Raw genomic sequence first — 25872 nt, 5'->3', positions numbered from 1 at the left:
TTTCTATGTGTTTCGCTTCGATGTGGCAAACCCACCTGCCAGGCTTTGGTGTCGATACACGTCGTATCCTAAACCACGACATGGCTCCTCTCTCCCTAAAGCAGATCGCGCGAAAAACCTTGATCGCGGCGTGTCAGATGCCGCGATCTGTTTTGGGGAGAGGGGCTGAGGGTGAGTGGCCGCCTAGCTGAGCCGTCGGCGCGTTAGATCAGTAGCTTTTGACAGGCCGCTGGCCCCCTCATCCCCAGCCCTTCTCCCCCGCAAAGCCGGGGGAGAAGGGAGCCATGGTAGATTGTGTAAACACCTCTGCCCACTGAGAGCCCCGAAGAGGTTGCCGTTGGAGCGAGGGGATTTACTGCGGCTCAGATTCACGCCAGCACCACCAATTGCCCCTCGCTTAGAGTGAAGCCCTTCGAGCCGGCGTTTGTCTGATCCAAAACCTGCCGATGACTTTTGAAGTTTCACGTCGGAATCGGCTTGCCGCCGTTTGCCTCGGTCTCGTAGTGTCGACTTGGCGGGTCTGACCGACCGCCGCACGAGTACGGAGTCACGTTTCAGGCAGGAGGCCTGCTTTGTTCAACCAGTCGATCAATCATCGGATCGTTGCCACATTGGTCCTCGCCTGGGGGCTGACCACACCGCCGGGTGTGTTCGGCACGGAGGACGACATGATCGGCCAGGCGGCGGCCCAACCGGCGCGGCAAACCGCTTCACTGACGGCCGAACAGATCAATCAACGGCTGCAGGCGGCGGAGCAGGATGCGACACTGGCGGCCGACGTCCGCACCTCCGTGGTGGATTTGTATCGAGCAGCGCTGGCGGATCTGAAGGCCGCCGGCGAGCTGAACCGACAGCGTGACGAGTTGGTCGCAGAAGCGGAATCCGCCGGCACCCGGGTCGAACGCATCCGCGGCAAACTGGAGGAACTGAAAACCAAACAACCGGTCATCGACCCGCAGTTGAAGCTGGTCGAACTGGAACAACAGTTGGCCCAACTGGAATTGCAGTTGGCGACACAAAAACAGAATCGTTTGGCGGCCGAATCGGAATCCCAGACGCGTTCGCAGCGTCGCAAGGAGATTCGATCGAAGCTGGTGGCGTTGCAACAGAAGCTGGAAGAGAGCCGGCACAATCGCGTGGCCGACACCTCCGGCGAGACCTCGGCCTTGACCGCCGCCCGACAGGTGCGTGCCGAGACCAGCCAACATCTGCTGGAAAACGAAGGACCGACGCTCGAAGCGGAGTTGGCCAAGTACGACGCCGAAGAAGCACTCGGCATTGTCCAGCTGCGATCGGACCTGGCGGCCAAGCAGGTGATGTTCACCGAAAAGAGTCTCGAGGCGTTGGGGCTGCGGATCAAGGAGGCGCGGGAAATCGCCGCGGCCGAATCGGTCCGCAAGGCAAAGCTGGAAGCGATCGAGACGGCACCGTCACTGCGGGCGTTTGCCGAACAGAACCAGGCCCTGGCCGAAAGTGCCAAACGGGTCGCCGACTCACTGGCGACCGCCGAACAGGAGCTCAAAGCCGCGACCGAGGCTCACGAGAAGCTGGCCAAGCAATTCAAGACGACCCAAAAGAAGGTCGACTTGGTCGGGCTGACCAGTTCGGTGGGCGCCCTGCTTCGAAAGCAACGTTCCACTCTGCCCGATATGCGGCAGCGAAAAATCGACGTCGCCGATCGCCAGACACTGATCAACGATGCCCAGTACGAGCTGTTTGAATACGACGACGAACGGCAAGCGATCGCGGACACCGAATCCTGCATCGCGGAGATGATCCAGCAATCGACCAACGGTCGCGATACCGCGGTGCTGCGGTCGGCCGCACAAGAACTGCTGGCGCGAAAGCAGGAGTATCTCGATGCGCTGATCCGCACCAGCAACCAGTATTTCGATGCGCTCGTTGAACTGGACTTTGAAGACCGCCAGATCATCAAGCTGACCGCCGAGTACGAAAACTACATCGACGAGCGGGTGTTATGGATCCGCAGCGCACGCTTCCTGAGCGACGATTTTTCGATCGAAACGAGCGACAAACGGCTGCTGGATGCCGAAGCCTGGGTCGGACTGGGGGCGCACCTGATCAAGGATGCCCGAAACCGTTTTCCCGTCTACCTGCTGGCCGCCACCGGGTGCGGGCTGTTGATGCTGCGGCGCAAACGCATGCGGGACCGGATCAAGGAAGCCGGTGCGGTGGCGATGAAGGCGAACTGCCAAACGATGGTCCCCACGGTGCTGACGCTGACATTGTCGATCATCGTTTCCGCGACCGGTCCACTGCTGTTCGCGTTCTTGGGCTGGCGGCTGGGCGTCACCCACGCCGATGACCTGTTCATCAAGGGCGTCTCGCGCGGCATGACCTCCGTCGCCGTCATCTGGTTGGCGCTGGAGTGTTTGCGTCAGATCTGCCGGCCGCAGGGGTTGGCGGAAAACCACTTCCGCTGGAATCGCAGCGTGACGACGACGGTGCGGCGCGAAATGCGACAACTGTTCGGAATCGCGTTGCCGATCGTCTTCATCACGGGAATGCTATCGGTGACCGATTCGTCCCACGGTCGCAATTCGGTCGAGCGTGTGGCGTACATCGCCGGCATGATCGTGTTGGCGGTGTCCCTGTACCGATTGTTCAGCCCCGCCGGAATGCTTCGCGACTACCTGACGACGCACAAGTCCGAATGGGTCAGCCGACTTCGATACGGCTGGTGCCTTGCGGCGGCCAGCGTTCCGCTGACCTTGGGCTTGCTGGCGACGTTTGGGTATTACTACACGGCCGAAGTCCTGTTCTGGCGTGTCTTTGCCACCGCCCTGTTCGTCTCCAGCCTGTTCGTGCTGCGTTCGATGTTGTTGCGATTGTTGTTGCTGCGTCGACGCTCACTCAGCATCGCACAATCGCGGCAGCGCGCCGCGGCGGCGGCCGCGGGCACGGCGGGCAGCGAGGACGACGGCCGACAATCGGTTGCGGGCATCGTCACCTCGACCCCGGAAAATGACATCACCGCACACAGCCTGCAATCCAAGCGTCTGGTCACCACCGCATTGGTGGCCGGGTCGGTGATCGGTCTGTGGTGCATTTGGGTGCAGGTGTTGCCGGCGCTGGGGATGTTGGACAAGTACGAATTGTGGGGCGGATCGACGCCCCCAACGGTTGCCGCATCGTCACCGGCGGACGCAACGGCGGCGGTCGGCATGATTCCCGGTGCCGATGTAGCGGCGGAATCGACCGGGTCGATCGAATCGACGGCCGGGCGTTCGGATGTCGTCACCGCCTCGGATCTGGCGTTGGCGATCCTGATCGCGTTCGTCACTTTCGTGTTGGCCAAGAACGGTCCGGGGTTGCTGGAGATTTCGGTGCTGCAGCAGTTGCCGGTCGACGCGTCGGTCCGTTACGCGATCACGACCTTGGTCAGTTATGCGATCGTGCTGGCCGGAACGATCGCCACCTGTTCAACGATCGGGTTGCAGTGGTCCCAGATCCAGTGGCTGGCGACGGCATTGACCTTCGGTTTGGCGTTCGGTTTGCAGGAGATGTTTGCCAACTTCGTGGCGGGGCTGATCATTTTGCTCGAACGTCCGATCCGCGTCGGCGATGTCGTGACGGTCGATGACGTGACCGGCGTGGTTTCCAGAATCCGCATCCGGGCCACGTCGATCACCAACTGGGACCGCAAAGAGTACGTGGTCCCGAACAAGGAGTTCATCACCGGCCGATTGCTCAACTGGACCCTTTCGGACAAGATCAATCGGATCGTGATCAATGTCGGTCTGGCCTATGGCAGCGACACCGAACAGGCCCGCGAGATCTTGCTGAAAGCGGCCAACGATCACCCGCTGATTTTGGACGATCCGCCATCGGTGGCCACGTTCGAAGGATTCGGCGACAACGCGCTGAATCTGTCTCTGCGAACCTATCTGCCGACGCTGGACAATCGGTTGGAGGTGATTCACCAGTTGCACACCGAAATCGACCAGGCGTTCCGCCGGGCGGGAATCGAAGTCGCGTTCCCACAACGCGACCTGCACATCCGCTCGATGCCGGCCGCGGCCGCGTTGGGGCTCGATGGCGAGCGTCCGCAGTCCAAGTCGATCAGCGAAGCGGCGTAGCGTTCCGCCGCAGCTTGGTTTTCGGTTGGGCTGGACAGTCGCCGTCCTCTCCGAGGTCGGCGCGGGACAAAGCTTTGCTGATTCGCGCTCGCCGAGTTCGGAGAACACGGCGACATTTTGTGCTCGCCGAGTTCGGAGAACACGGCGACATTTTGTGCTCGCCGAGTTCGGAGAACACGGCGACATTTTGTGCTCGCCGAGTTCGGAGAACACGGCGACATTTTGAAGGCATCGTCAACGACGTGAAATGAGTCGCGGTAGTCGACTGGTGCACTGTTGCCATTGGTGAATCCTTGATGGCTGTTTCGTCGTGGGCCATCGTCCCGTGCTGTCTCGGGGTTTCCCGACCCGCTATAGTGGAAGGGCTCCTCCACTCCGTTTCCGGCTACGAGTCTGTTCCGATGGTGATCGTCGCAACCGCAATCAGTGACAAGGGATTGAAGCGCGACGGGAACGAAGATCAGTATCTGATCGACGAAAGCCTGGGATTGTATGTCGTTTGCGACGGGATGGGGGGACACTGTGCCGGTGAGGTCGCGGCCGAACGGGCGATCGAATTTGCGTCCGACCACCTGGCCAAAAACCGCGACCTGATCCAGTCGGCCGGTGAGTCGCCCGACGGCGTGTTCCGAGTGCTGAAGGTGGTCGAAGAAGCCGTCCAGCAGGCCAGCCAGGGGCTCAATCAACTCGCCCGAACGACTCCCGATTATGCCGGGATGGGAACCACGTTAACGCTGTTGGTTGTGGTCGAAAACAAGGGCGTCATGGCACACGTCGGCGATTCGCGGTTGTACCTGTTGCGTCAAGCCGAGGTCCACCAACTGACCAGCGACCACACGTTGGCCAACGAGCTGTTTCTGTCCGGAGACATGACGCGGGAAGAGGCCAACGACAGTCGGTACCGCCATGTGCTGACCCGCAGCATCGGGCCCCATGAATTCGTGGATGTCGACACGCTGCTGTTCGATTTGATCCCCGGCGATCGCCTGCTCCTCTGCTCCGACGGACTGAGCAATTACTTCGGCAGCAGCTCCTGTGTCGCCGATTTCATGTCCAAACCGGACATCATCGCGCAACCGGACACGCTGGTCGAATTTGCCAAGCAATCGGGCGGGGCCGACAACATCACCGCGATCGTGGTCGAAGTCCAGGGTGATGCGAACGACCATCCGGCCGCGGACATCCCCAAGAAGATCGATTGTCTCAAACGCATCTTCTTGTGCAAAAAGCTGTCGGTTCGACGGCTGATGCACCTGGTCGCGATCACCAATGTCATCCAGTGTGCGGCGGGCAAAGAACTCATCGCGATGGAGTCCGAATTGACGGGCATGTACGTCGTTCTCGATGGACGTTTCCGCGTGATCGACGAGGACGTCGTCGAAGGCGAGCTTACCCCCGGCGATTGCTTCGGCGAAGCATCCCTGTTGACGGAAACGCAGTCGACCGCGTCGCTCGTCGCCATCGAGCCGTCGCGGGTACTACTGATCGGTCGAAAGGACTTCGGCAAGCTGACCCGCCGACTGCCCCGACTGGGCAACGTGATGCTGCGAAACCTCGCCAAACAACTCGCACGTCAAATCGCCGCGATGCAAACCCGTCCGATCAACCTGGATGACACGGGGCCATTGTGATGTCGACGTTCCAACGCATCGGGTTGATTCTACTCTTGCTACTGAGCGGACTTGGTTGCAACGCCCACGGTGCGGCTGGACGGGAATCTGACGCAAGTCCTGAGCTTGAGTGCGTCCGTTCAAACGTAGCTACCTTCGCCAGAAGGTGGATTAACGGCGATTTCCACGCTCTGGCGAGCGTAGCTACGTCGACGATGTCTCTCAACCTGCTGCAAGTGCCCGCCGAACCGGATGCCGCACAAGACACAGACCTCCAAGACACCGCGGCACCTCCGATCGTCGTCGGCACCAAGCACAGCCCTCCGTTTGCGATCAAGAACAACGACGGGACCTGGAGCGGGATCAGCATCGAGCTGTGGAAGAACCTGTGCGGTGAACTGGATCTGCAATACGAATTCCGTGAATTGTCGCTTGAGCAGATCTTACAGGGGTTACAGCGTGGCGATCTCGATGCCGGGGTGGCGGCGATCAGCGTGACGGCCGAACGCCACCGGCAGATGGAGTTTTGTCATCCCCATTACGCGACGGGATTGGGGATCGCCGTTTCGCGGCACCACCGGGCCAGCGTGTTGGCGTCGATCCGTGAAGTGTTCAGTTTCCGTTTGATCCTGTTCGTCATCATCATGGCGTGCGTGGTCGCGTTTTGCGGCTGGCTGTTCTGGACGTTTGAACGCGATCGCAACGAAACGCTGTTCGGCAAGGGCCGACGCCAAGGTGTTTCGACGGGGATGTGGTGGTCGATCATCGTGCTGTTGGGGCACAAGGGGATCGCACCGGTCAGCATTTGGGGCCGGGTGTTGGCGACGATCGCGATGCTGGCCAGTATCGCGGTCATCAGCCTGATCACCGGAGTCGTCGCGTCGGCGTTGACGGTTCGGCAATTGGACATCGGCATCGCTCACCCGAGTGACCTGCAGCATGTCAGCGTCGTGACCGTGTCGGGCAGCACCAGCGCCGATTACCTGCGCAGCCGGCGGATTCCTTTTCGAGTGTACGCGACACCGGACGAAGCCATGCGGGCGATCGATGAAGGGAAAGCCGACGCCGTGGTGTATGACCGCGCGTTGATGAACTACCTTGCGCTGTTGGAATTCAACGATCGCATTGAGGTGCTGCCTGTTTCGTTCAACTCACAAGAATACGCGATCGCGTTGAAACCCGACAGCGAACTGAGGCGACCACTCAACGAGGAACTGTTGCGGTATCGTGCGACGGATGCTTGGAGCGATCTGTTGTACCGGTACTTGGGAGAATCGCAATGATCGCTCGACCAGTCGCGGCGGTGCTCTTGGTGATGTTCGGTCTGCCGACATCGATGCCGGTGGCGTTTTCACAACCGGTCGATCCGCCACCGGCGATCGAGATCCCCGACACGCTGACGGTGGCCAGTCGCAGCGTCCCACCGTTTGCGATGGAGCAGGCGGACGGCCGCTGGCAGGGCATCAGCATCGACCTGATCGAGAAGATCAAGTCGGACTTGGAAGTGGAGTCCGGGCATCAGATCCAGCTTCGCTACCAATCGCTATCACTCGACGAGATGCTCGACGCGGTGGAAGCCGGCCGGGTGGACATCGCGGTGGCCGCCATCACCGTCAACGCCGAACGCGAGAAACGGATGGATTTCACGCACGCGTTCTTCCATTCCGGGCTGGGCATCGCACTCGGCAGCACGCAACGCAGACCGGCATGGCCGGGGATCATCGAGGCGGTCCTCTCGCCCACGTTCCTGCGGATCCTCGCCGGATTGATGTTCGCGATGTTGATCAGTGCGGTCGCGGTCTATTTCTTTGAACGAAAACACCGCGGCGGTGACTTTCAGTACGGGGTCGTGCGGGGGATCGGTGCCGGGTTGTGGTGGGCGGCGGTGACGCTGACGACGGTGGGCTATGGCGACAAGGTCCCGCGAACCGTACCGGGTCGGCTGATCGGATTGATCTGGATGTTTGCCGGTCTGTTCATCATCGCCAGCTTCACCGCGGCGGTCACTTCGGTGTTGACGGTCGATCAGCTCCGCTCGCGGGTGGCCGGACCGGGCGATCTGTCGCGCGTCAAAGTCGCCACGGTCGCCGGGTCGACCTCGGCGGACTATTTGCGTTCACACCATATCCGTTTCCGGTCGTACCAGACCGTCGAAGCGGCGCTCGAGAATTTGGACCAGGGGCGCATCGATGCGGTCGTCTACGACGCACCGATCCTTCGACACCTGGTCTTCCAAGCCGATTCGAGCAATCTCTACGTGCTGCCGGTCACGTTTGAGCGTCAGAGTTACGCGTTTGCCCTTCCCAGCGACAGTCCATTGCGTGAACCGATCAATCGAAGTCTACTCCACCAGACATCCTCGTCCGACTGGGAAGACACCGTGCAGAGCTATCTGGGCAGCGACCAGTAACGCGACGACGATGGTCTTGTTCGTGGTCATCGACATTCAACATCAGGAAGGGGTCCATGAGTCCCGGCATCTTCAAGAAACAATACACCCGCGTCGGCGCCCGGCCCGGCACCCTGGTGATCTCCAAGCAATCGCCGCGACCGGTGGTCAGAGGCATTTTCTACAATCCCCAAAGCGTGGATGACCACCTGATCGAAGACCTGGATCAATTGCCCGAAATCCTGAAAGCGGAGACGGTCGGTTGGATCGACGTGCAAGGATTCGGCGATCGATCGGTGATGAACAAGATCGGATCGATCTTCTCGCTGCACCCGCTGCTGTTGGAAGATGTCGTCAATGTCCCCCAGCGTCCCAAGACCGAACTGTATGACGACCAGCTGTTGATCGTCGTTCGAATGGTGCGTTTGAAAGACCCCGAGGAACAGTCCCGCTATCGCGTCGACATGGAACAGGTCAGCATCGTCCTGGCGAAAAACTACGTGATCACGTTCCAAGAACGCTACGGTGACATCCTGGATCCGGTCCGGAAACGAATCAAAAGCGGCAAGGGCATCATTCGAAAACGCGGGGCCGACTACCTGGCCTACGCGATCGCCGACACCATCGTGGACGGGTACTATCCGGTGCTGGAGGGGGTCGGCAACGATTTGGAAGCGATGGAGGACGAGGTGATTCGCAATCCGTCGCCGGAGGTCCTGGCCGAGCTGAACACACTCAAGAACCAGCTGATCAATCTCCGCCGCGCCGTCTGGCCGCAACGTGAAGCGGTCAACTCGCTCGTCCGTGGTGATTATTCGCTGATCGGCGAAGACGTGCGTTTGTACCTGCGTGACACCCACGACCACTGCATCCAAACATCGGAGGTCGCCGAAATGTATCGTGAGATGGCAACCGGATTGATGAACACCTACCTGTCGTCGGTCGCCAACCGAACCAACGACGTGATGAAGGTGCTGACCATCATGGCCAGCTTGTTCATTCCGTTGACGTTCATGGCCGGCATCTACGGGATGAACTTCGAACACATGCCCGAACTGCACTACCAATACTCCTATCCCTTGCTGTGGCTGGTGATGTCCCTCACCTGCGTCGGCATGTTGATCTTCTTTTGGCGCAAGGGCTGGATCGGCCGCGGCTGACGCAGGATCCCCGCGATGTACGACCGCCCTTCCCGGCCGTCCGTTCGTAGGGTTTTGGCGTTTTCGATTCCGCGAAACCCTCTTGGGATCAGCCGTTTGGCGCCAGCCTACGGGCCTCCGTCGACGGGCCTCCGTCGACGGGCCTCCATCGACGGGCCTCCATCGACGCTGGGGCCCGAACGCTTGCGCGAATCGGCTGATGTCACTCGTGTTTCGTCGCCCGAAGGCGGCTGTGAGTCGACCAACCATCGCGGAATCATTCCGCTTGAATTCTGAACCACCGCGAAATCCAGATTTTGAGCGGTCCGGGAACGAGTCGCGATCGACGGCAGCCCTCCCGGACCGCCGCTCGGATTCTTCCCTCTGGGCGGCCAACGCGGCTTGCCAGCCCACGAATCCGCGTCAGACTGACAGCCCCCTCGACCGATTCAAACGAAAGGCTGGCACCGTGAAGACACCAAACGAACCGGACACGATCGAAGCGAACGATGGATTCGATTCGCAAGCCGGCGATGTAGCCGTTTCCGATCGTCCCTGGGAAGAACTGACCCGCCTGGCCGAACTGGGCGATCCGGAGAGTTTGGAAGAGTTCCTTTCGGAACTGACGACGACCGATCAGGCGTTGGCGCTGAGTCGGTTGGACGAAAACCACCGCGTCCAGGTCCTGGAGAAACTCGATGCCGAAGACGCCGCGGATTTGATCGCGGCCCTGCCGGAAGTCCAGGCGGCCGATGCGATCGCATCACTGGAACCGGACACCGCCGCGGCGATCGTCCAGGAATTGCCCAGCGACGAACAGGCCGACGTCCTGGGCGATTTGAGCGACCAGCAGGCGGCGGCCATTCTGAACGTGCTGCCGGTCGTCGAAGCCGACGCCGCTCGCCAACTGGCGTCCTACGACGACGACGTCGCCGGCGGGATGATGGTCTTGGAAATGCTCCGCTTCACACCCGACATGACCGTCGCCGATGTGATCGCGGAGCTGAACAAGAACGCCGACATCTACAGCGATTTCGACGTCCGCTACGCCTACGTGTGCGACCATGACGATGCCCTGGTCGGCGTGCTGCCGATGCAAAACCTGCTGTTCGTCCGGCGCGGTTCCAAGCTGTCCGAGCTGATGATCACCGAGCCGATCTCGGTACTCGACACGACGCCGCTGGATGATCTGATCGAATTGTTCGATGCCCACCACTTCCTGGGCGTCCCGGTGGTGGACCGAGACGGACGACTGAAGGGAATCCTGCACCGCGAAGCGGTCAATTACGAAGAAACGCGTGCGGCCGAGAGCGACTACCTGAAAAGCCAGGGGATCGTCGGTGGGGAGGAATTGCGTTCGATGCCGCTGTGGCTTCGTGCCCGCCGACGGTTGAGCTGGTTGAGTATCAACATCCTGCTGAACATCGGTGCCGCGGCAGTGATCGCCTACTTTCAAGAAACGTTGCAGGCGGTGATCGCGCTGGCCGTGTTTCTGCCGATCATCAGCGACATGAGCGGCTGTAGCGGCAACCAGGCGGTCGCGGTCAGCATGCGTGAACTTTCGCTCGGGCTGGTGCGGCCCTCGGAAGTCTTCCGCGTTTGGTGGAAGGAAGTCACCGTGGGGCTGATCAACGGCGCGGTCCTGGGGTTTCTGGTCGCCATCTGCGCGGTGATTTTCGACGGCAACGGCTACTTGGGACTGGTCGTCGGCGTCGCCTTGTTCGCCAACACGTTGGTCGCTGTTTCGATCGGTGGCGTCGTCCCTTTGGTGCTCAAACGATTCGGGTTTGACCCCGCCGTGGCCAGCGGCCCGCTGTTGACCACGGTGACCGACATGTGCGGTTTCTTCTTCGTCTTGGGGTTGGCGACGTTGCTGCTGTCGAGACTGGTCGTTTGAGCCGACGGCTGGGACAGCCGTAGCGGAAGCCGCCAAGGCTTTCGGAGCCCCGGGGCGGCTTCGCCGCCAAGGCGAAATTCTTGGCGAATTCCGCTACGGTGCAACCAGCCTCAAGGCGCGAGCAACACGATGCTTAAGTCATCTGGCTTGCCCAATTCGGTGTGCATCCGCTCGGTCGCCTGATCGACCAGCCGGCGCATGCGTTTGATCGGCGGGCCGACGCGGGCCAAGGAACAGACCTCGTCCAGATGCAAGTTGTCGAACAGCCCGTCGCTGGCCAAGACGATCGTGTCACGCTTGGCCAACGTGACCGCCGGACCGATTTCGATGTGCATGCTTTTGGACCCCACCAGATTCGAAACGAAGTGCCGATCGTCGTGATACATCGCTTCCTCCTCGCCCATCATCCCCGATTCGACGGCGTAGCCGACCGGCGAATGCGAGGTCGATTTCCACTTGATCACGCCGCGTTGACCGACAACCAAGGCCATCGAATCGCCGACCTGGTACCCCCGCGCGACCCGGTTCTGCACCTCGACCACCGAGATCGTCGTCCCGGCTCCGATCCCCAGCTCCAGCACGCGGGTGTTGGCTTTCTCGATCCCGTCCAAGATCAACGGCCGCAGATCGCCGCTTTCGGTCTGTGACTGCAAACTTTCGGCCAGACATTGCATGGCGATGGCGGATGCCCGGTGCCCCGACGGAGACCCGCCGACGCCATCGGCGACGGCCAAGACCAGGGCGTCGTCAAAGGTGCGGATCACCGCGGCGCTGTCATCGTTGGGATCTTGCTTGCCCGGACAGGTGCGGGCCAGCACCAACACCTGGCCCTGGACCTGGTCGAGAACCTCCGGCTGCTCCATCTCACATTCCAGATAGAGCTGCGACTGGGGCGTCGATGTGGAAACGCGATGCTCGCTCGACATTTAATTAGATTTTCGTTTGCGAAGGACGTGTCGAATCGCCTTGGTCCGCGACTTCTCCCACTCCGCGGCCATCTTACTGGCATCGGCATAGCGCTCGCGCGGTTTAACGGCGACCGATTTTCGTATGATGCCGATCAGTTCCGGATGCACCCGTTTGCGGATCGTCGCCGCACCGGGAAACGGCCAATCGAAGGGATACTCCGGCCACTTTCCCGAGAACAATCGGTAGGCGATCAAACCGAGCGAAAACACGTCGCTGCGGGCCGACGGCTTGCCCATCGCCTGCTCCGGAGGCATGTAACCGAGCGTCCCGGTCCCCGAACCGTTGATCGTTTGCTGGGCCACCTTGGCAATGCCGAAGTCCGCCAGCCGCAACCAGTCGTCGTCGAACAGCAGAATGTTCTCGGGCTTGATGTCACAGTGAATCACCCCCATCGCGTGGGCGTACGAAACCGCTTCGAGCAACTGCGACATCAACTCAAACCCGAGCTCGAACCGGATTCGCTTGGTCAACCGGTCATTGAGGGTTCGTTTGGCCAACGGCGACACGATCACAAAGTGGCCTTCGATGAACCGGGCGTCGCGAATCGGCAGGATGTTGGGATGATCCAGCTCGATCGTCAGCTTGACTTCCCGTCGAAATTCATCGATCAGCTCCGGCGTGACCCACCTTGAATTGGGGATTTTCAGCGCCACCTTGGTCGACAACAACGTGTCGGTCGCGGCGTAGACGTCGGCAAAACCGCCTTGTCCGATCCGTCGGTTGAGCCGGTATTTTCCCAGACGGCTGCCCACGCGAAGCCGTGGCGCATCGCGGGCAAGTCGGGCATCGCGGGAGATCGGATAGTCAGATTGTTTTGCCATGCGTTACCAGTCAACACCCAATGATCAACAGATCGTACCTGATCGGCCGGCGTTCCGCCGCCCCAATCGGAACGCTTGCCCGCTGCAACGAGCGCATCGTCTGCCATATAATAGAAGAGGAATTGTCCGACACTCACTAAAAGCCGCGCGCTTTGCGATCGTTCACCCCATGGTTTCAGATCCATCCCATTCTTCAAGTCAATCCCATTCTGCAAGCCAAGCTTGGTTCGGCAAGTCCATCGCGCCCGGTGAATCGGTCAACTCGGAACTATTGATCACCGAAAGTTACAGCAGCCGCGATATCGGCATCGCCGTGCGGGTGATCCGCGGACACCGCGACGGGCCGACCGTGTTCGTTTCCGGGGCCTTGCACGGGGATGAGATCAACGGGACCGGCGCCATCCGGTCGCTGATCGCCGACGGCGAGTTGCAACTGACCGCGGGCACGGTCGTCTTGATCCCGGTCCTGAACGTGCTGGGGTTCGAGCGTCACTCGCGCTACCTGCCCGACCGCCGGGACCTGAATCGATGCTTTCCCGGCAACGCCAGCGGAAGCATGGCCACGCGGATGGCTAAGGTGATCTTTGATGCCATCGTCCGCCGCAGCGATTTTGGGATCGACCTGCACACCGCGGCGGTGCGGCGGACCAATTACCCGAACGTCCGAGCCGACTTTCGCAACGCCCAGTGCATGCGGCTGGCCGAAGCCTTCGGCGCCGGCGTGATCCTGGACGGCAAAGGCCCCAAGGGATCGTTTCGCCGCGAAGCCACGCTGTCGGGCTGCCCGACGATCGTGGTCGAAGGCGGCGAAGTCTGGAAGGTCGAACCGTCGATCGTCGACTGCATGAAACGCGGCGTTCTGAATGTGCTGAAAGAATTGGACATGATGGACGGCGACCCGGAAATCCCGGCCGGCCAAGTCAAAATCAAGCAAACCAAGTGGGTCCGCGCCGAACGCGGCGGGTTCATGGACATGCACGTCTCGCCGGGCAGCACCGTCGCCGCCGGCCAGCCGATCGCCACCAACAGCACGCTGGTCCATCAAGACCAAAACCAACTCCTGGCCCCGTTTGACGGGATCGTGATCGGGATGTCGACCCTGCCGGCCGTCCAACCCGGCGAGCCCGTCGTCCACCTGGGACGGCTGGCCGGCGCAAAAAGCGCCCGCCGCGTGGAAAAACATTCCCAGGCCGACGACGTTCAACGAACCGCCCAAGAACACCTGTCGACGAACATCCAAATCGTCGACCCGAATTGAATTACCGTTCACCTTGTCCCTTTGATCGAATCGCCAATACGGTGTCGCCATGAAACTCGGAATCCTCTCGCGAAGTATTCGCTGCTACAGCACCCGCCGGTTGCGCGAAGCCGCCATCCAACGCGGCCACAAGGTGAAGGTCCTGGACACGTTGAAATTCGCCATCGACCTGAAGCCGGCCGAACCCGATCTGTTCTTTCGCGGCAAACACCTGTCGCATTACGACGCCGTGCTGCCACGCATCGGTGCCTCCATCACCCAGTTCGGCACCGCCGTCGTGCGGCAGTTCGAACAGATGGACATCTTCACCACCAACTCCTCGGCCGGGATTTCCAACTCCCGCGACAAACTCCGTAGCCTGCAAATCCTCAGCCGCCACCAGATCGGCATCCCCGAAACCACCTTCGTACGCGACAAACGCGACGTGTTGCCGGCGATCGAACGGGTCGGCGGGGCTCCGGTCATCATCAAGCTGTTGGAGGGGACACAGGGCATCGGCGTGCTGCTGGCCGAATCGGTCAAGGCCGCCGAAGCGATCGTCGAGTTGCTGCAAAGCCAAAAACAAAACGTGCTGATCCAAAAGTTTGTCGCCGAGAGCAAAGGCAAAGACATCCGCGCCTTTGTGGTCGGAGACCAAGTCGTCGGCGCCATGCGGCGGGTCGCCCAAGGCCAAGAGTTTCGCAGCAACGTGCACCGCGGCGGTGTCACCGAACCGGTCGATCTGCCCGACGACTATCGCGAAGCCGCCATCCGAACCACTCAAATCATGGGCTTGCGCGTCGCCGGCGTCGACATGCTGGAAGGCAAGGACGGCCCCCAGATCATGGAAGTCAACTCGTCGCCCGGACTGGAGGGCATCGAACACTGCCTGCAACTGGACATCGCCGGTTCCATCATCGACTACATCGCCGCCCAAGTCGATTTCCCCGAAATCGATTTGCGGCAGCGCCTGACCGTCAGTCGCGGTTACGGCGTGGCCGAGATCCATGTCCCCGAAGGATCCGAATTCATCGACAAAACCATCCAGGCATCCGGGCTGAGAGAAAAAGACATCAACGCACTGACGCTCTACCGCGGTGCATCCGTCATCCCCAATCCCAGAGCCGACCGTGTGCTGATGGCTGGCGATCGGCTGCTGTGCTTCGGAAAACTGGAACTGATGCGAGGCCTGATTCCCAAAAAGACCCGCCGAATTCGCAAGCCCAAGGTGCGGCACCTGCCCGATCTGCCCGTCGCCCACGAAGCGCTGACCAGCGATCCCGATGCGACCGAGTCCTGAGCGGTCTGCAGTGGTTCGGAATTCGAGCGAAATCGTCCCGTGATGGACAGTCGACTCATAACAGCCGTCGGGCGATGAAACACGCGTGACATCAGCCGATTCGCGCAAGCATTCGGGCCCCAACATCCATTGAAGGCCCGTAGGCGGGCGCCCAATGCCATCGACTTAATGAGCCGACGGCGCTAGCCGCGGGCCTTGGATTGCCCTTCGAGACTTGTGAGGCCCGAGGCTAGCGCCTACGGCTCAGTTTGTGAACGAAAGGTTGCAGGCAGTGTGTGTGGCAGGAGCCACACCTGCAGCGCGTCCCAAGGCGGAGCCTTGGAACGAGACAGCCTAGGAACGAGACGATGGGCTGATTCATGTCCGCCTTGGGGACCCGCTCCCGACCTGGCGTGAAATATCGCAGAATCATTGCGCGATATCACATACCCTCGACGGCGGCGAAGCCTACACTAGATGGACTCCCACGGTCCCTCCCGCCCCGCTACTCGACACCGTCACTGCGAATCGACCAAGCAGCTTGACCGGCAATCCCATGAAAACCTTGACGTCTTTTGTTTGTCTCGTTGCCGCCGGTGCCATGCTCTTTGCTGGCAACGCACGCTGCGACGCTCCCATCCAAGTCCTGTTCCTCGGTGACAACGGGCCCCATCAACCCGGTGCCCGATTTCACGAACTCCAGCCGGTGCTGCAAACGCGTGGGATCGAGTTGAGCTACACCGACCAGGTCTCGGATCTGACACCGGCCAAGCTGAACCAATACGACGTGTTGGCGGTGTACGCCAACATCGACGAGATCGCTGCGGAACATGCCGACGCGATCTTAGATTATGTCCGTGATGGCGGAGGATTTGTTCCGCTGCACTGCGCGTCGTACTGCTTTCGCAACGCGCCGGAAATCGTCGCCTTGATGGGCGCCCAGTTCCAGCGACACGGCACCGGCGTGTTTCGAGCCGAGGTTGCCCGGCCGGATCACGAACTGATGAAGGGATACGGCGGATTCCAAAGTTGGGACGAGACCTACGTGCATCACTTGCACAACGACAAGAACCGCACGGTGTTGGAGTATCGCGTCGACGAGGAAGGCCGCCAGCCTTGGACTTGGATCCGAACCGAGGGACAAGGCCGCGTCTTCTATACCGCATGGGGACACGACTCGCGGACCTGGACCAATCCCGGTTTTCACAATCTGGTCGAACGTGGGATTCGTTGGGCGGCCAAGCAAGACCCGACCGCGGCCGGGACGTACCTTGCCGACCAAGCGTTTCCGGTTCCGGAGATGACAACGATTCCTGCCGACGCACCGGATTTTGATTACGTCGATGTCGGCGGCCAGATCCCCAATTACACGCCGTCGGCCCAGTGGGGCACCCAAGGCAAACCGCTGAATCTGATGCAAAAACCGCTCGATCCCGAAGCGGCGATGAAGCATCTGGTCGTTCCCGAGGGCTTTCACGTCGAGCTGTTTGTTTCCGAGCCGCAACTCGGCGGCAAACCGATCTGCATGGCCTGGGATGAACGCGGCCGACTGTGGGTCGCCGAGACCCTCGACTACCCCAACGAACTGCAACCGCCCGGCAGCGGACGCGACCGCATTCGGATTTGCGAGGACACCGATGGCGACGGCAAGGCCGACAAGTTCACGGTGTTCGCCGAGGACTTGAGTATTCCGACCAGCATCGCGTTTCATCGCGGCGGGGCGATCGTCCAGAACGCCGTCGAAACGCTGTACCTGAAAGACACCGACGGCGACGACCGGGCGGATGAACGTCGGGTGCTGATCTCCGGTTGGGAGCTCGGCGACACTCACGGCGGTGTCAGCAACTTCCAATACGGCCTGGACAACTGGATCTGGGCGATGCAGGGTTACAACAATTCCCAGCCGGTCGCCGGAGACCAGACCCAGCGATTCCGCATGGGGTTCTTCCGCATGCGGCCCGACGGCAGCGCGGTCGAATTCATCCGATCGACCAACAACAACACCTGGGGTTTGGGGATCAGCGAAGAAGGCCTGATCTTCGGATCGACGGCCAACGGTTGCCCCAGTGTGTTCATGCCGATTGCCAACCGTTATTACGAACGGGTCCGCGGTTGGACGCCGTCGCTGACGCTGCAATCGATCGCCGACACGAATGATTTCCAGCCGATCACCGACAAGGTGCGTCAAGTCGACCATCACGGCGGGTACACCGCCGGTGCGGGTCACGCCCTGTACACGGCCCGCGAGTATCCGCAGGAATACTGGAACCGCGTCGCGTTCGTCAACGGCCCGACCGGGCACCTGGTCGGCAGCTTTGTGCTCCGCAGCCAGGGCAGCGAGTTTGAATCGACCAGCCCCTTCAATCTGCTGGCAAGTGACGACGAATGGAGCGCGCCGATCATGGCCGAAGTCGGTCCGGACGGACAGGTCTGGGTGATCGATTGGTACAACTACATCGTCCAGCACAACCCGACGCCGGAAGGTTTTAAGACCGGCAAAGGCAAGGCGTACGAAACCGAATTGCGAGACAAAAAGCACGGCCGGATCTATCGGGTTGTCCCGGACGGATCCTCGGGAGCCCCGGTGCCGGACTTGTCCAAAGCCGACGCCGCGGGACTGGTTGCCGCGCTCAACCACCCGACCATGCTGGTGCGAAAACACGCGCAGCGTTTGCTGGTCGAACGGGGCCAAACCGACGTCGCCGAAGCGTTGACGGAGCTTGTCGCCGATCGGCAGACCGATGAAATCGGCTTGAACGTCGGCGCGATCCATGCCCTGTGGACGATGCACGGGCTGGGCTTGCTGGACGGTCGCAATACAGCCGCCACCCAGTCCGCGGTCGCTGCGCTTCAGCATCCCTCGGCCGGCGTTCGACGCAACGCCGTTGCCGTGCTGCCCCAATCCGCCGATTCGGTCCAGGCCATCTTGGACGCCAATCTGCTGGCCGACCGAGACGCCCATGTGCGTGTCGCCGCATTGCTGGCGCTGTCGGATTTGCCGGCCGAAGGCCAAGCCGCAGCGGCGCTGTCGTCCGTGATGACCAAGCCCGCGTTGATGGCCGATCGCTGGACACGTGACGCCCTGACCAGCGCCGCGGCCAACCACAGCGCAGCGTTCCTGAAGTCCCTGGCAACCATCGGCGACGTGTCCGATCAAGCCATCGAAATGATCACGGTCGTCAGCGAGCACCATGCGCGTGGCACGGAGAACAACGACGCGGCCGAATTGCTGGCCGGATTGAACGCGGCCAACCCGGCCGTTGTCGAAGCGGTGCTACAAGGATTCAACAATGGCTGGAAACCCGGACAGCAGGTCGCGCTCGGCGACGAAACCGAAGCGGACTTGGAAAAGCTGGTCGATCGGGTTTCACCGGGTTCCAAAGGTGTGTTGGTCCGCATGGCAAGCCGCTGGGGCAGCAAACGATTCTCACGCTATGGCAAAGAAATCGCCGACGGGATGATGGAGACGGTTCGTGATTCGGACGCAGCCGAGGCGGATCGAATCGCCGCCGCGGCACAACTGGTCGAGTTCATGCAAGAGGACGAGGATATTGTGTTGGACTTGCTGGACGAGGTGACGCCGCAAACACCGCCGGCGGTCTCGATGGGGATCATCGCCGCATTGGAAAAGAGTCGCTGGGACGAGGTCGGGATCGAACTGGTCGACCGGCTCGCCACGATGACACCGGCGTTGAAAAAGGCGACGTTCTCGCAATTGCTGAAACGTCCCGCGTCGACCGCCGCCTTGCTGGACGCCGCCGAATCGGGCGACGTCTCGCTGGACGAACTGGCACTCGATCAGAAACAATCGCTGGCCGCCCACCCCGACCGACAACTCCGCCGTCGCGCCCAAAAACTGTTTGAACAAGGCGGTTCGTTGCCCGACGCCGACCGTCAAAAGGTGTTGGACACTTATCTGGCAGCGACCGAGCGCAAAGGAGACGCCGACAAGGGGCAGGCGATCTACAAAGAGCACTGTTCCAAGTGCCACGTCCACGGAAACATCGGTGTCGCGATCGGCCCGAATCTGACCGGCATGGCGGTTCATCCCAAAAAAGAACTGCTGACCCATATCCTGGATCCCAGCCGAAACGTGGAAGGGAACTTCCGGGCATACAGCCTGCTGAGTGTCGATGGAATCGTGCTGACTGGGATGCTGGCGTCCGAATCACGGACGGCCGTCGAGCTTGTTGATACCGAAGGCAAGAAGAAGAGCGTCCTGCGGGAAGACATCGACCAACTGCGGATGTCGACCAAGTCGATCATGCCCGAAGGCTTTGAAAAATCAATTTCGATCGATGCGATGGCTGACTTGCTGGAGTTCCTGACCCAGCGCGGCCAATTCGTCCCGCTGCCGCTGGACCGCCACGCCACCGCCATCAGCACAAAAGGCCTGTTCAGCAACTCCGACAACGGTCCGGATCGGATGGTGTTTTCCGATTGGAAACCGAAAACGCACAATGGCATTCCGTTCCTGTTAACCGATCCGCAAGGCAAGAGCAAGCCGAACATCATCCTACTGCACGGCCCACGCGGCCCACTGCCGCCCAAGATGCCCAAGTCGGTTTCGCTGCCCTGCAACAGCCCCGCCAAGGCGATTCATTTGCTGAGCGGTGTGGGCGGTTGGAGTTTCCCCTACGACCGCAACAAGACGGTGTCGATGATCGTGCGGTTGCACTACGCCGGTGGTGAAGCCGAAGACCATGAACTGGTCAACGGCGTCCATTTTGCCGACTACATCCAACGGGTCGATGTGCCTGAAAGTGAGTTCGCGTTCGCCTTGGGGAATCAGCAAGTTCGCTATCTGGCTGTCGTCCCCAAGAAGCACGACGTGATCGAAACGATCGAATTGGTCAAAGGCCCCGACAGCACCGCGCCGATCGTGATGGCCGTCACCGTCGAATCCCCCGACGCCAAACACTAACCGAGTGATCGGCTTCCAGCCTGTCACGGCATTCCCACGCTCGCACCTGTCTTCGGATGGTTTGCGAGCGTCACTGGACGGTAGTAAAATCGTTGATCATCCGATCAACAGCGCAAACCCGTTGGAATCCCTGAATGTCGTTTCAAGCGGAAACCCCCGGCAAGCTGGGCTACGCACATTACGTGTGCTTTCCCGATGAATGAGATCTGGTGACGCGCTCCGCCGCGACCCCGTCCCCACGCCAGCGGGAAACGTCACGGCCCGTTGATTTAATAATTCCCGATGAATCAACAGGACAACACTCGGCGCGAAACGCAAGCGAGTGAATCTACCTCGCGCCGCGGGCTCGTGATTTAACAGGCCGGTCAGCGTGCGCCCCGTGCTGCAGACACGGCATCCCAATTGAGCCCGAACTTCTGCAGGTACTTCCTCAAACGATCGGCATCGTTGGGGCGCTGCTTGGCCAACCGCGAGACCTGGAACAGAGACCGCCCGGCTGCCGAAAGCGACTTGGACCGGCGGCAAACGCGAATCACTTCGGCCAATTGGACGCGATCAAAATGGTCGATGGCATCGATCTGATCGGGCTGCAATACTCCCGCCAACACGGCGTGACTGTCGGCGACCTCACGTGCGCCGGCACCGTCATGGCCGATGCCCCAATTGCGACGCAGCCGAGCGATCTCTTCGTCGACCTGATCGATACCGATTCGACCGCCGCTTGCCAGCGTTGCCATTCGCGTCACAGCGGCATTCAGGTCGCGAAAATTTCCCCGCCATGGCGTGGACGGGTCGGCGGCGAAGGCCAAGAACCGCTTTCGCGACTCCCGATTCATCGAAACCTTGCGGCCGGCCGATTCGGCAAACCGGGCGAGTTCGAAATCCAAGTTGGGATCGATGTCGTCGCGGCGATCGGCGAGTCCGGGAAGCGTGAAGGTCCAAAGATTGATCCGCGTCAGCAGATCCTCTCGGAACGTGCCGGCGGCGACCTCCGCCAACAGATCCCGGTTCGTGCCCGCGATCAATTGAAAGTCGCTGGCCGTCGCATCGTCCGAACCGACGCTTAGAAATCGTTTTTCTTCGATCGCCCGCAGCAGCATCGCTTGTTCGTCCAGACCGAGTTCGCCGATTTCATCCAGAAACAACACGCCCCCGTCGGCCGCTTTCAACAACCCCGGGCGATCGCTGGTGGCTCCGGTGAAGGCGCCTTTCTTGTGCCCGAACAATGTCGACATCGCTTGGTCGCCGCGAATCGTCGCGCAGTTGACTTCGACCAGATCGCCGGCGACCAAGCCGCGGTTCCGCTTGAGCTGGAAAATCCGCTTGGCGAGCTGTGTTTTTCCCGCGCCGGTCGGGCCGGTCAACAAGATGGGTGCCGTGGTGGCAAGCGTGACTTGTTCGATGCGCTGGATCAGCGCGTTAAAATCATCGTCGCGGGTTTCGATCCCCGCCTTCAAAAAGGATTGGCTCTCCCGGTGCTCCTGTTGAAACCGCTTGGCGAGCTGGTCGTAACGGGACAGATCCAGGTCGATGATCCGGTGCATCCCGGCCGGATCGCTGTGCCCACGCTGACGACCCGACGGCGACGTCTGGAGCAAACAGCCGGGGAAGTGCCGCGATTCGGTCAGCAAGAACAGACAGATCTGGGAGACGTGGCTGCCGGTCGTGATGTGGATCAGGTACTCCTCTCGGTCGGTATCGAACGGATAATCGCGGGCGAACGAATACAGGGTCGCGTAGACGTCTTCGAAATCCCAGGGGTCCTCCATCACCAGCGAATGAAGCTTGACGGCGGTTTCGGGCGACACCGATTCGATGTCGGCGGCCACGCGATCGGCCAGCGACGTGCTTTTCCGATCGAACAACAACTCCAGCCGATCGACCAGCAGGTCGGGTTGTTGGCAGGCGGCGACGGTCGGCCGCCACTGCTGCCAACGGTCCTTCCGCCGCGAAACATGGTCCAGCTTCGTGCCCAGCAATCCGATCACAACAAGTTTCTTAATCATAGAAATAATTATAGAACACGCGATAAAATGATCACACTTCCCTGTCCTCTTGACATCCGCCGACCTCGAGAGAACCACCCTAAGCCTTCCCCAGTGCTAGACTTACGATTACGACCGGACGATTGGCACACCAATCGCTTAGTTGCATCGGGCAATGACCAAACGATTCCACCGACGCAAAGGAAATCTCATGACGACGACGCACGCCCGAACGACCCCTCCGATGATCTCCACCGGCGAAGCGACGGCGATCCTGCCGACCGAAACGACCGCGCCGATCAAAGTGATCGGAACCGAGGCGATCCGGGAAACGTTCGACGACCTGTGCATCCAGCAGGCGATCAATTCGCGGACCGCACCGGGCGTGACCGACGTGGTGCTCAACCCCGACGCCCACTGCGGTTACGGCGCGCCGGTCGGATGCGTGATGGTTTCCCCCTCGCACGTCTACCCCGGACCGGTGGGCGTGGACATCAAGTGCTCGATGAGCTTGCTGCAACTAGACGTGCCGGCGGACGTGATCGAGGACCGAAAGACCCGCCGCGCGCTGATCGCTGCGATTTGCAAACGCACGCCCACCGGAGCCGGAAAAGGACAGCGCAGCGTGCCCAACGGGCGACGCGTGAACCGGACGTTGGGGATGCAAGCGGTGATCGAAGGCGCCAGCGAATCGGTCTGCGAACAACTGGGAATCCCCAGCAACTGGGCCGATCGCTGCGAAGACTCGTTTCACGTCGGTCACGATGACACACGAGACGCCCTGGCATCACGGCTGGACTGGCTGACCGACCAACGCCACATGACCAACTTTTCCGACAAGATGACCCAACTGGGTTCTTACGGAGGCGGCAACCACTTCGGGGAATGCGAAGTCGTCGAGATCGGCGATGACGATCGATCCAAGTCGGTTGCCGAAACCTTCGGGCTGCGCGACGGCAAGGTTGCCTTCCTGTCCCATTGCGGATCCCGAGGGTTTGGCCACAACCTTGCCTCGGGGCAGTTCAAGGCGCTGCAGGAAAAGTTCAGCCGCTGGAACATCCCCTTGCCGGCCGGCGACCGACAACTCGTCTATGCACCGCTGGGATCCGAGGAAGCCAACCACTACTTGGACGACATGGCACTGGGCGCAAACTTCGCGACCGTGAACCATTTGTTGATCAATGCCCTCGTACTGGAAGCGTTCCAGGAAGTGATTCCCGGAACGACCGGAGATCTGGTGTACTTCATCAGCCACAACATCGCCCGCAAGGAGATCGTCAACAACGTTCCGTCGTGGGTGCACCGCAAGGGAGCGACACGCGCGTTTCCCGGCGGTCACCATGCACTGGTCGGAACGCCGTTTGCCCACACCGGGCATCCGATCCTGTTGCCGGGCAACCCTCGCGACGGATCGGCGGTGATGGTGGCCGACGAGGGTGCCGAGCAATCGTGCTTCAGCGTCAACCACGGCGCCGGACGGGTTTTGGGACGCAAGCAGGCCAAGCGAACGCTGGATCAATCGACGATCGATTCAGAGCTGGAGGATCACGATATCCTGAGCAACTGCCGCTTCTACCCCAAGGATGAAGCGCCGGCGGCGTACAAGGATTTCAACGAGGTGCTTGCAAGTGTCAAGAAAGCAGGCTTGGCCAGCGAGGTGGCACGTTTGAAAGCCCGGTTCGTGATCAAGGACGCCAGCAAGGCAGACGATTAACGCCTGCCACTCGCTAACGCGTCGTGCTGGCATTCCATGCCAGCGAGAAGCGTCACGGCCTGTTGATTTAATTCGATCACACGTGGGATCAGCCGTTTCGCGCAAGCGTACGGGCCTCCAATACCAAGAAAATGCACTATCGCCCGTAGGCTCGCGCCAAACGGCTGATTAGATCAACAGGTCGGTCAGCGAGCGGCCACATGCCCCGACTACACGGGCGTAGACCGAACACCAAAACCCGCCACTCGCTTACGCCTCGTGCTGGCATTCCATGCCAGCGGGAAGCGTCACGGCCTGTTGATTTAATTCGATCACACGTGGGATCAGCCGTTTCGCGCAAGCGTACGGGCCTCCAATACCAAGAAAATGCACTATCGCCCGTACGCTCGCGCCAAACGGCTGATTAGATCAACAGGTCGGTCAGCGAGCGGCCACACGCCCCGAACACACGGGCGTAGACCGAACACCAAAACCCGCCACTCGCTTACGCCTCGTGCTGGCATCCCATGCCAGCGGGAAGCGTCAGCGAGCGGCCACACGCCCCGACCACACGGGCGTGAACCGAACACCAAAACCCGCCACTCGCTGACGCGTCGTGCTGGCATCCACCCCCCTTTCCCATCTCCATGCTTCAACCAAAAACCAAACCACGCATCACGATCGACGGCTCGCAGGGCGAGGGCGGCGGGCAAATCATCCGCTCGTCGCTGGCGCTCGCTGCCGTCACCGGAACGCCCATCCGTCTGGAGAACATCCGCGCCGGTCGCAAGCAACCGGGGCTGATGCGCCAACACTTGACCGCGGTTCGCGCTGCCGCCGAAGTCAGCGGCGCGGAAACGACCGGTGACACACTCCGCTCGTCTTGGCTGGAGTTCACTCCCGGCGAACTTTGCGGCGGCGATTATCGATTCGCCGTCGGCACCGCCGGAAGCACATCGCTGGTCGCGCAAACCGTCTTGCCCGCGCTGACGTTTGCCACCACACCGTCCACCGTCACGCTGACCGGCGGCACGCACAACCCGTGGGCTCCGCCATTGGATTTCCTCCAGCGATGCTACCTGCCACAACTGGCCAAAGCGGGGCCGCGGGTCGATGCCTCGCTCGTCCGACACGGCTTCTATCCGGCCGGCGGTGGCGAGATCCGACTGGACGTCCAGCCCCAAGCCTGCTTGACCAGTTTTGAGTTGATCGATTGTGAACCGAGCTACACGCCCAAGGTCACGGCGATCGTTAGCAAATTGCCACGAACGATCGCCGAGCGGCAATGCGATACCATTCGTCGCAAATCAGACTGGCAGAACGCCGACTATGATGTGATCGAAGTCGACGCCCCGATCGGCCCCGGGAACGTGGTGATGATCGAAATCGAGCGACCGTCGCTGACCGAACTGTTCATCGGCCACGGCAAGCCTGGCGTCAAAGCGGAGCAGATCGCGCGAGCGTTACTCAAACAGGTCCGCGCGCACCTGGCCCGACGCGTCCCCGTCGGCGAATACCTGGCCGATCAATTGATGATGCCGATGGGGCTGGCTGCCGCGCAAGGTCACACCAGCGTCTTCCGCACCGGCCCACTTTCGTTGCACAGTCAGACGCACCTGGCGGTGCTGAAGCGATTCCTGCCGATCCAGATCGACGTCAGCGAAGAAGACGACGGCAACGTGCGAGTGAAGTTCGGACCGTGACAATAAGCCCGACGCGTCCCACGGTTGCCCAGCGAGAGGTGCGATCAACACGTTCTGCCATTCATGCGAGCCATAGGTCAACAGGCTTCAGGCCTTTCGATGGATCCAAATCAACGAACGATTTGT

The 25872-nt window shown here is 60.9% G+C and carries 14 protein-coding genes; 11 read left to right on the top strand and 3 right to left on the bottom strand.

The features are described from left to right. Window positions 1-572 precede the first annotated feature (572 nt). From Mal15_RS03175 to mgtE, 6 genes are all read left to right on the top strand, one after another. Complete coding sequence (locus Mal15_RS03175) at window positions 573-4100, top strand: mechanosensitive ion channel domain-containing protein (protein ID WP_147866433.1); 3528 nt, start codon at window positions 573-575, stop codon at window positions 4098-4100. A gap of 401 nt (window positions 4101-4501) precedes the next feature. Then, window positions 4502-5731 carry a cyclic nucleotide-binding domain-containing protein gene (locus Mal15_RS03170; RefSeq protein ID WP_167546616.1) on the top strand — a complete coding sequence of 410 codons (1230 nt, stop codon included), beginning with the start codon at window positions 4502-4504 and terminating at the stop codon, window positions 5729-5731. A gap of 194 nt (window positions 5732-5925) precedes the next feature. Continuing rightward, window positions 5926-6993, top strand: a complete 1068-nt coding sequence (locus Mal15_RS03165) for a transporter substrate-binding domain-containing protein (RefSeq protein ID WP_167546615.1) — start codon at window positions 5926-5928, stop codon at window positions 6991-6993. Further along, on the top strand, window positions 6990-8120 hold the full coding sequence (locus Mal15_RS03160; RefSeq protein WP_147866430.1) for a transporter substrate-binding domain-containing protein: 1131 nt from the start codon (window positions 6990-6992) through the stop codon (window positions 8118-8120). The genes Mal15_RS03165 and Mal15_RS03160 overlap by 4 nt, the downstream gene beginning before the upstream one ends. Window positions 8121-8176: 56 nt before the next feature. Beyond that, window positions 8177-9259: a magnesium/cobalt transporter CorA gene (gene corA, locus Mal15_RS03155; protein ID WP_233903252.1), complete on the top strand. Its 1083-nt coding sequence runs from the start codon at window positions 8177-8179 to the stop codon at window positions 9257-9259. A gap of 448 nt (window positions 9260-9707) precedes the next feature. Further along, complete coding sequence (gene mgtE, locus Mal15_RS03150) at window positions 9708-11135, top strand: magnesium transporter (protein ID WP_390623487.1); 1428 nt, start codon at window positions 9708-9710, stop codon at window positions 11133-11135. 110 nt (window positions 11136-11245) lie between these two features. Here the strand turns inward: mgtE and Mal15_RS03145 are convergent, their stop codons facing one another. Together Mal15_RS03145 and Mal15_RS03140 are read right to left on the bottom strand one after the other, a co-directional pair. Further along, a complete protein-coding gene (locus Mal15_RS03145) occupies window positions 11246-12061 on the bottom strand; it encodes a PP2C family protein-serine/threonine phosphatase (protein WP_147866428.1) in 816 nt (271 codons plus the stop codon). After that, entirely contained in the window at window positions 12062-12925 is an 864-nt protein-coding gene (locus Mal15_RS03140) for a serine/threonine-protein kinase (RefSeq protein WP_147866427.1), read from the bottom strand. It lies immediately after the preceding gene. A 169-nt stretch (window positions 12926-13094) separates the two neighbouring features. Between Mal15_RS03140 and Mal15_RS03135 the strand changes: the two genes are divergently transcribed. The 3 genes from Mal15_RS03135 (at window position 13095) to Mal15_RS03125 (ending at window position 20365) form a co-directional block, all read left to right on the top strand. Continuing rightward, the gene (locus Mal15_RS03135; protein WP_147866426.1) at window positions 13095-14183 is read left to right on the top strand and encodes a succinylglutamate desuccinylase/aspartoacylase family protein; all 1089 of its coding nucleotides are present in this window, start codon (window positions 13095-13097) and stop codon (window positions 14181-14183) included. Between the two features lie 49 nt (window positions 14184-14232). Then, window positions 14233-15462, top strand: a complete 1230-nt coding sequence (locus Mal15_RS03130; RefSeq protein WP_147866425.1) for a RimK family alpha-L-glutamate ligase — start codon at window positions 14233-14235, stop codon at window positions 15460-15462. A 580-nt stretch (window positions 15463-16042) separates the two neighbouring features. Beyond that, window positions 16043-20365: a PVC-type heme-binding CxxCH protein gene (locus Mal15_RS03125; protein ID WP_449336650.1), complete on the top strand. Its 4323-nt coding sequence runs from the start codon at window positions 16043-16045 to the stop codon at window positions 20363-20365. Between the two features lie 365 nt (window positions 20366-20730). Here the strand turns inward: Mal15_RS03125 and rtcR are convergent, their stop codons facing one another. Next, window positions 20731-22371 carry an RNA repair transcriptional activator RtcR gene (gene rtcR / locus Mal15_RS03120; RefSeq protein ID WP_147866423.1) on the bottom strand — a complete coding sequence of 547 codons (1641 nt, stop codon included), beginning with the start codon at window positions 22369-22371 and terminating at the stop codon, window positions 20731-20733. 190 nt (window positions 22372-22561) lie between these two features. Between rtcR and Mal15_RS03115 the strand changes: the two genes are divergently transcribed. Then, complete coding sequence (locus Mal15_RS03115) at window positions 22562-24064, top strand: RtcB family protein (protein WP_233903251.1); 1503 nt, start codon at window positions 22562-22564, stop codon at window positions 24062-24064. Between the two features lie 626 nt (window positions 24065-24690). Then, window positions 24691-25746, top strand: coding sequence for an RNA 3'-terminal phosphate cyclase (gene rtcA / locus Mal15_RS03110; protein WP_147866422.1), 1056 nt, complete (start codon window positions 24691-24693; stop codon window positions 25744-25746). Window positions 25747-25872 lie beyond the last annotated feature (126 nt).

Origin of the sequence: Stieleria maiorica (assembly GCF_008035925.1) — a bacterium.
Lineage (GTDB): Bacteria > Planctomycetota > Planctomycetia > Pirellulales > Pirellulaceae > Stieleria > Stieleria maiorica.
Note: the sequence above shows the minus strand (reverse complement) of the source record. Positions and strands in the feature narration are given on the sequence as shown.

Coding starts and splice junctions, on each gene's coding strand:
- Mal15_RS03170 (WP_167546616.1), top strand. CDS start 4,502: ATGGTGATCGTCGCAACCGCAATCAGTGACAAGGGATTGAAGCGCGAC.
- Mal15_RS03165 (WP_167546615.1), top strand. CDS start 5,926: ATGTCTCTCAACCTGCTGCAAGTGCCCGCCGAACCGGATGCCGCACAA.
- Mal15_RS03160 (WP_147866430.1), top strand. CDS start 6,990: ATGATCGCTCGACCAGTCGCGGCGGTGCTCTTGGTGATGTTCGGTCTG.
- corA (WP_233903252.1), top strand. CDS start 8,177: ATGAGTCCCGGCATCTTCAAGAAACAATACACCCGCGTCGGCGCCCGG.
- Mal15_RS03145 (WP_147866428.1), bottom strand. CDS start 12,061: ATGTCGAGCGAGCATCGCGTTTCCACATCGACGCCCCAGTCGCAGCTC.
- Mal15_RS03140 (WP_147866427.1), bottom strand. CDS start 12,925: ATGGCAAAACAATCTGACTATCCGATCTCCCGCGATGCCCGACTTGCC.
- Mal15_RS03135 (WP_147866426.1), top strand. CDS start 13,095: ATGGTTTCAGATCCATCCCATTCTTCAAGTCAATCCCATTCTGCAAGC.
- Mal15_RS03130 (WP_147866425.1), top strand. CDS start 14,233: ATGAAACTCGGAATCCTCTCGCGAAGTATTCGCTGCTACAGCACCCGC.
- Mal15_RS03125 (WP_449336650.1), top strand. CDS start 16,043: ATGCTCTTTGCTGGCAACGCACGCTGCGACGCTCCCATCCAAGTCCTG.
- rtcR (WP_147866423.1), bottom strand. CDS start 22,371: ATGATTAAGAAACTTGTTGTGATCGGATTGCTGGGCACGAAGCTGGAC.
- Mal15_RS03115 (WP_233903251.1), top strand. CDS start 22,562: ATGACGACGACGCACGCCCGAACGACCCCTCCGATGATCTCCACCGGC.
- rtcA (WP_147866422.1), top strand. CDS start 24,691: ATGCTTCAACCAAAAACCAAACCACGCATCACGATCGACGGCTCGCAG.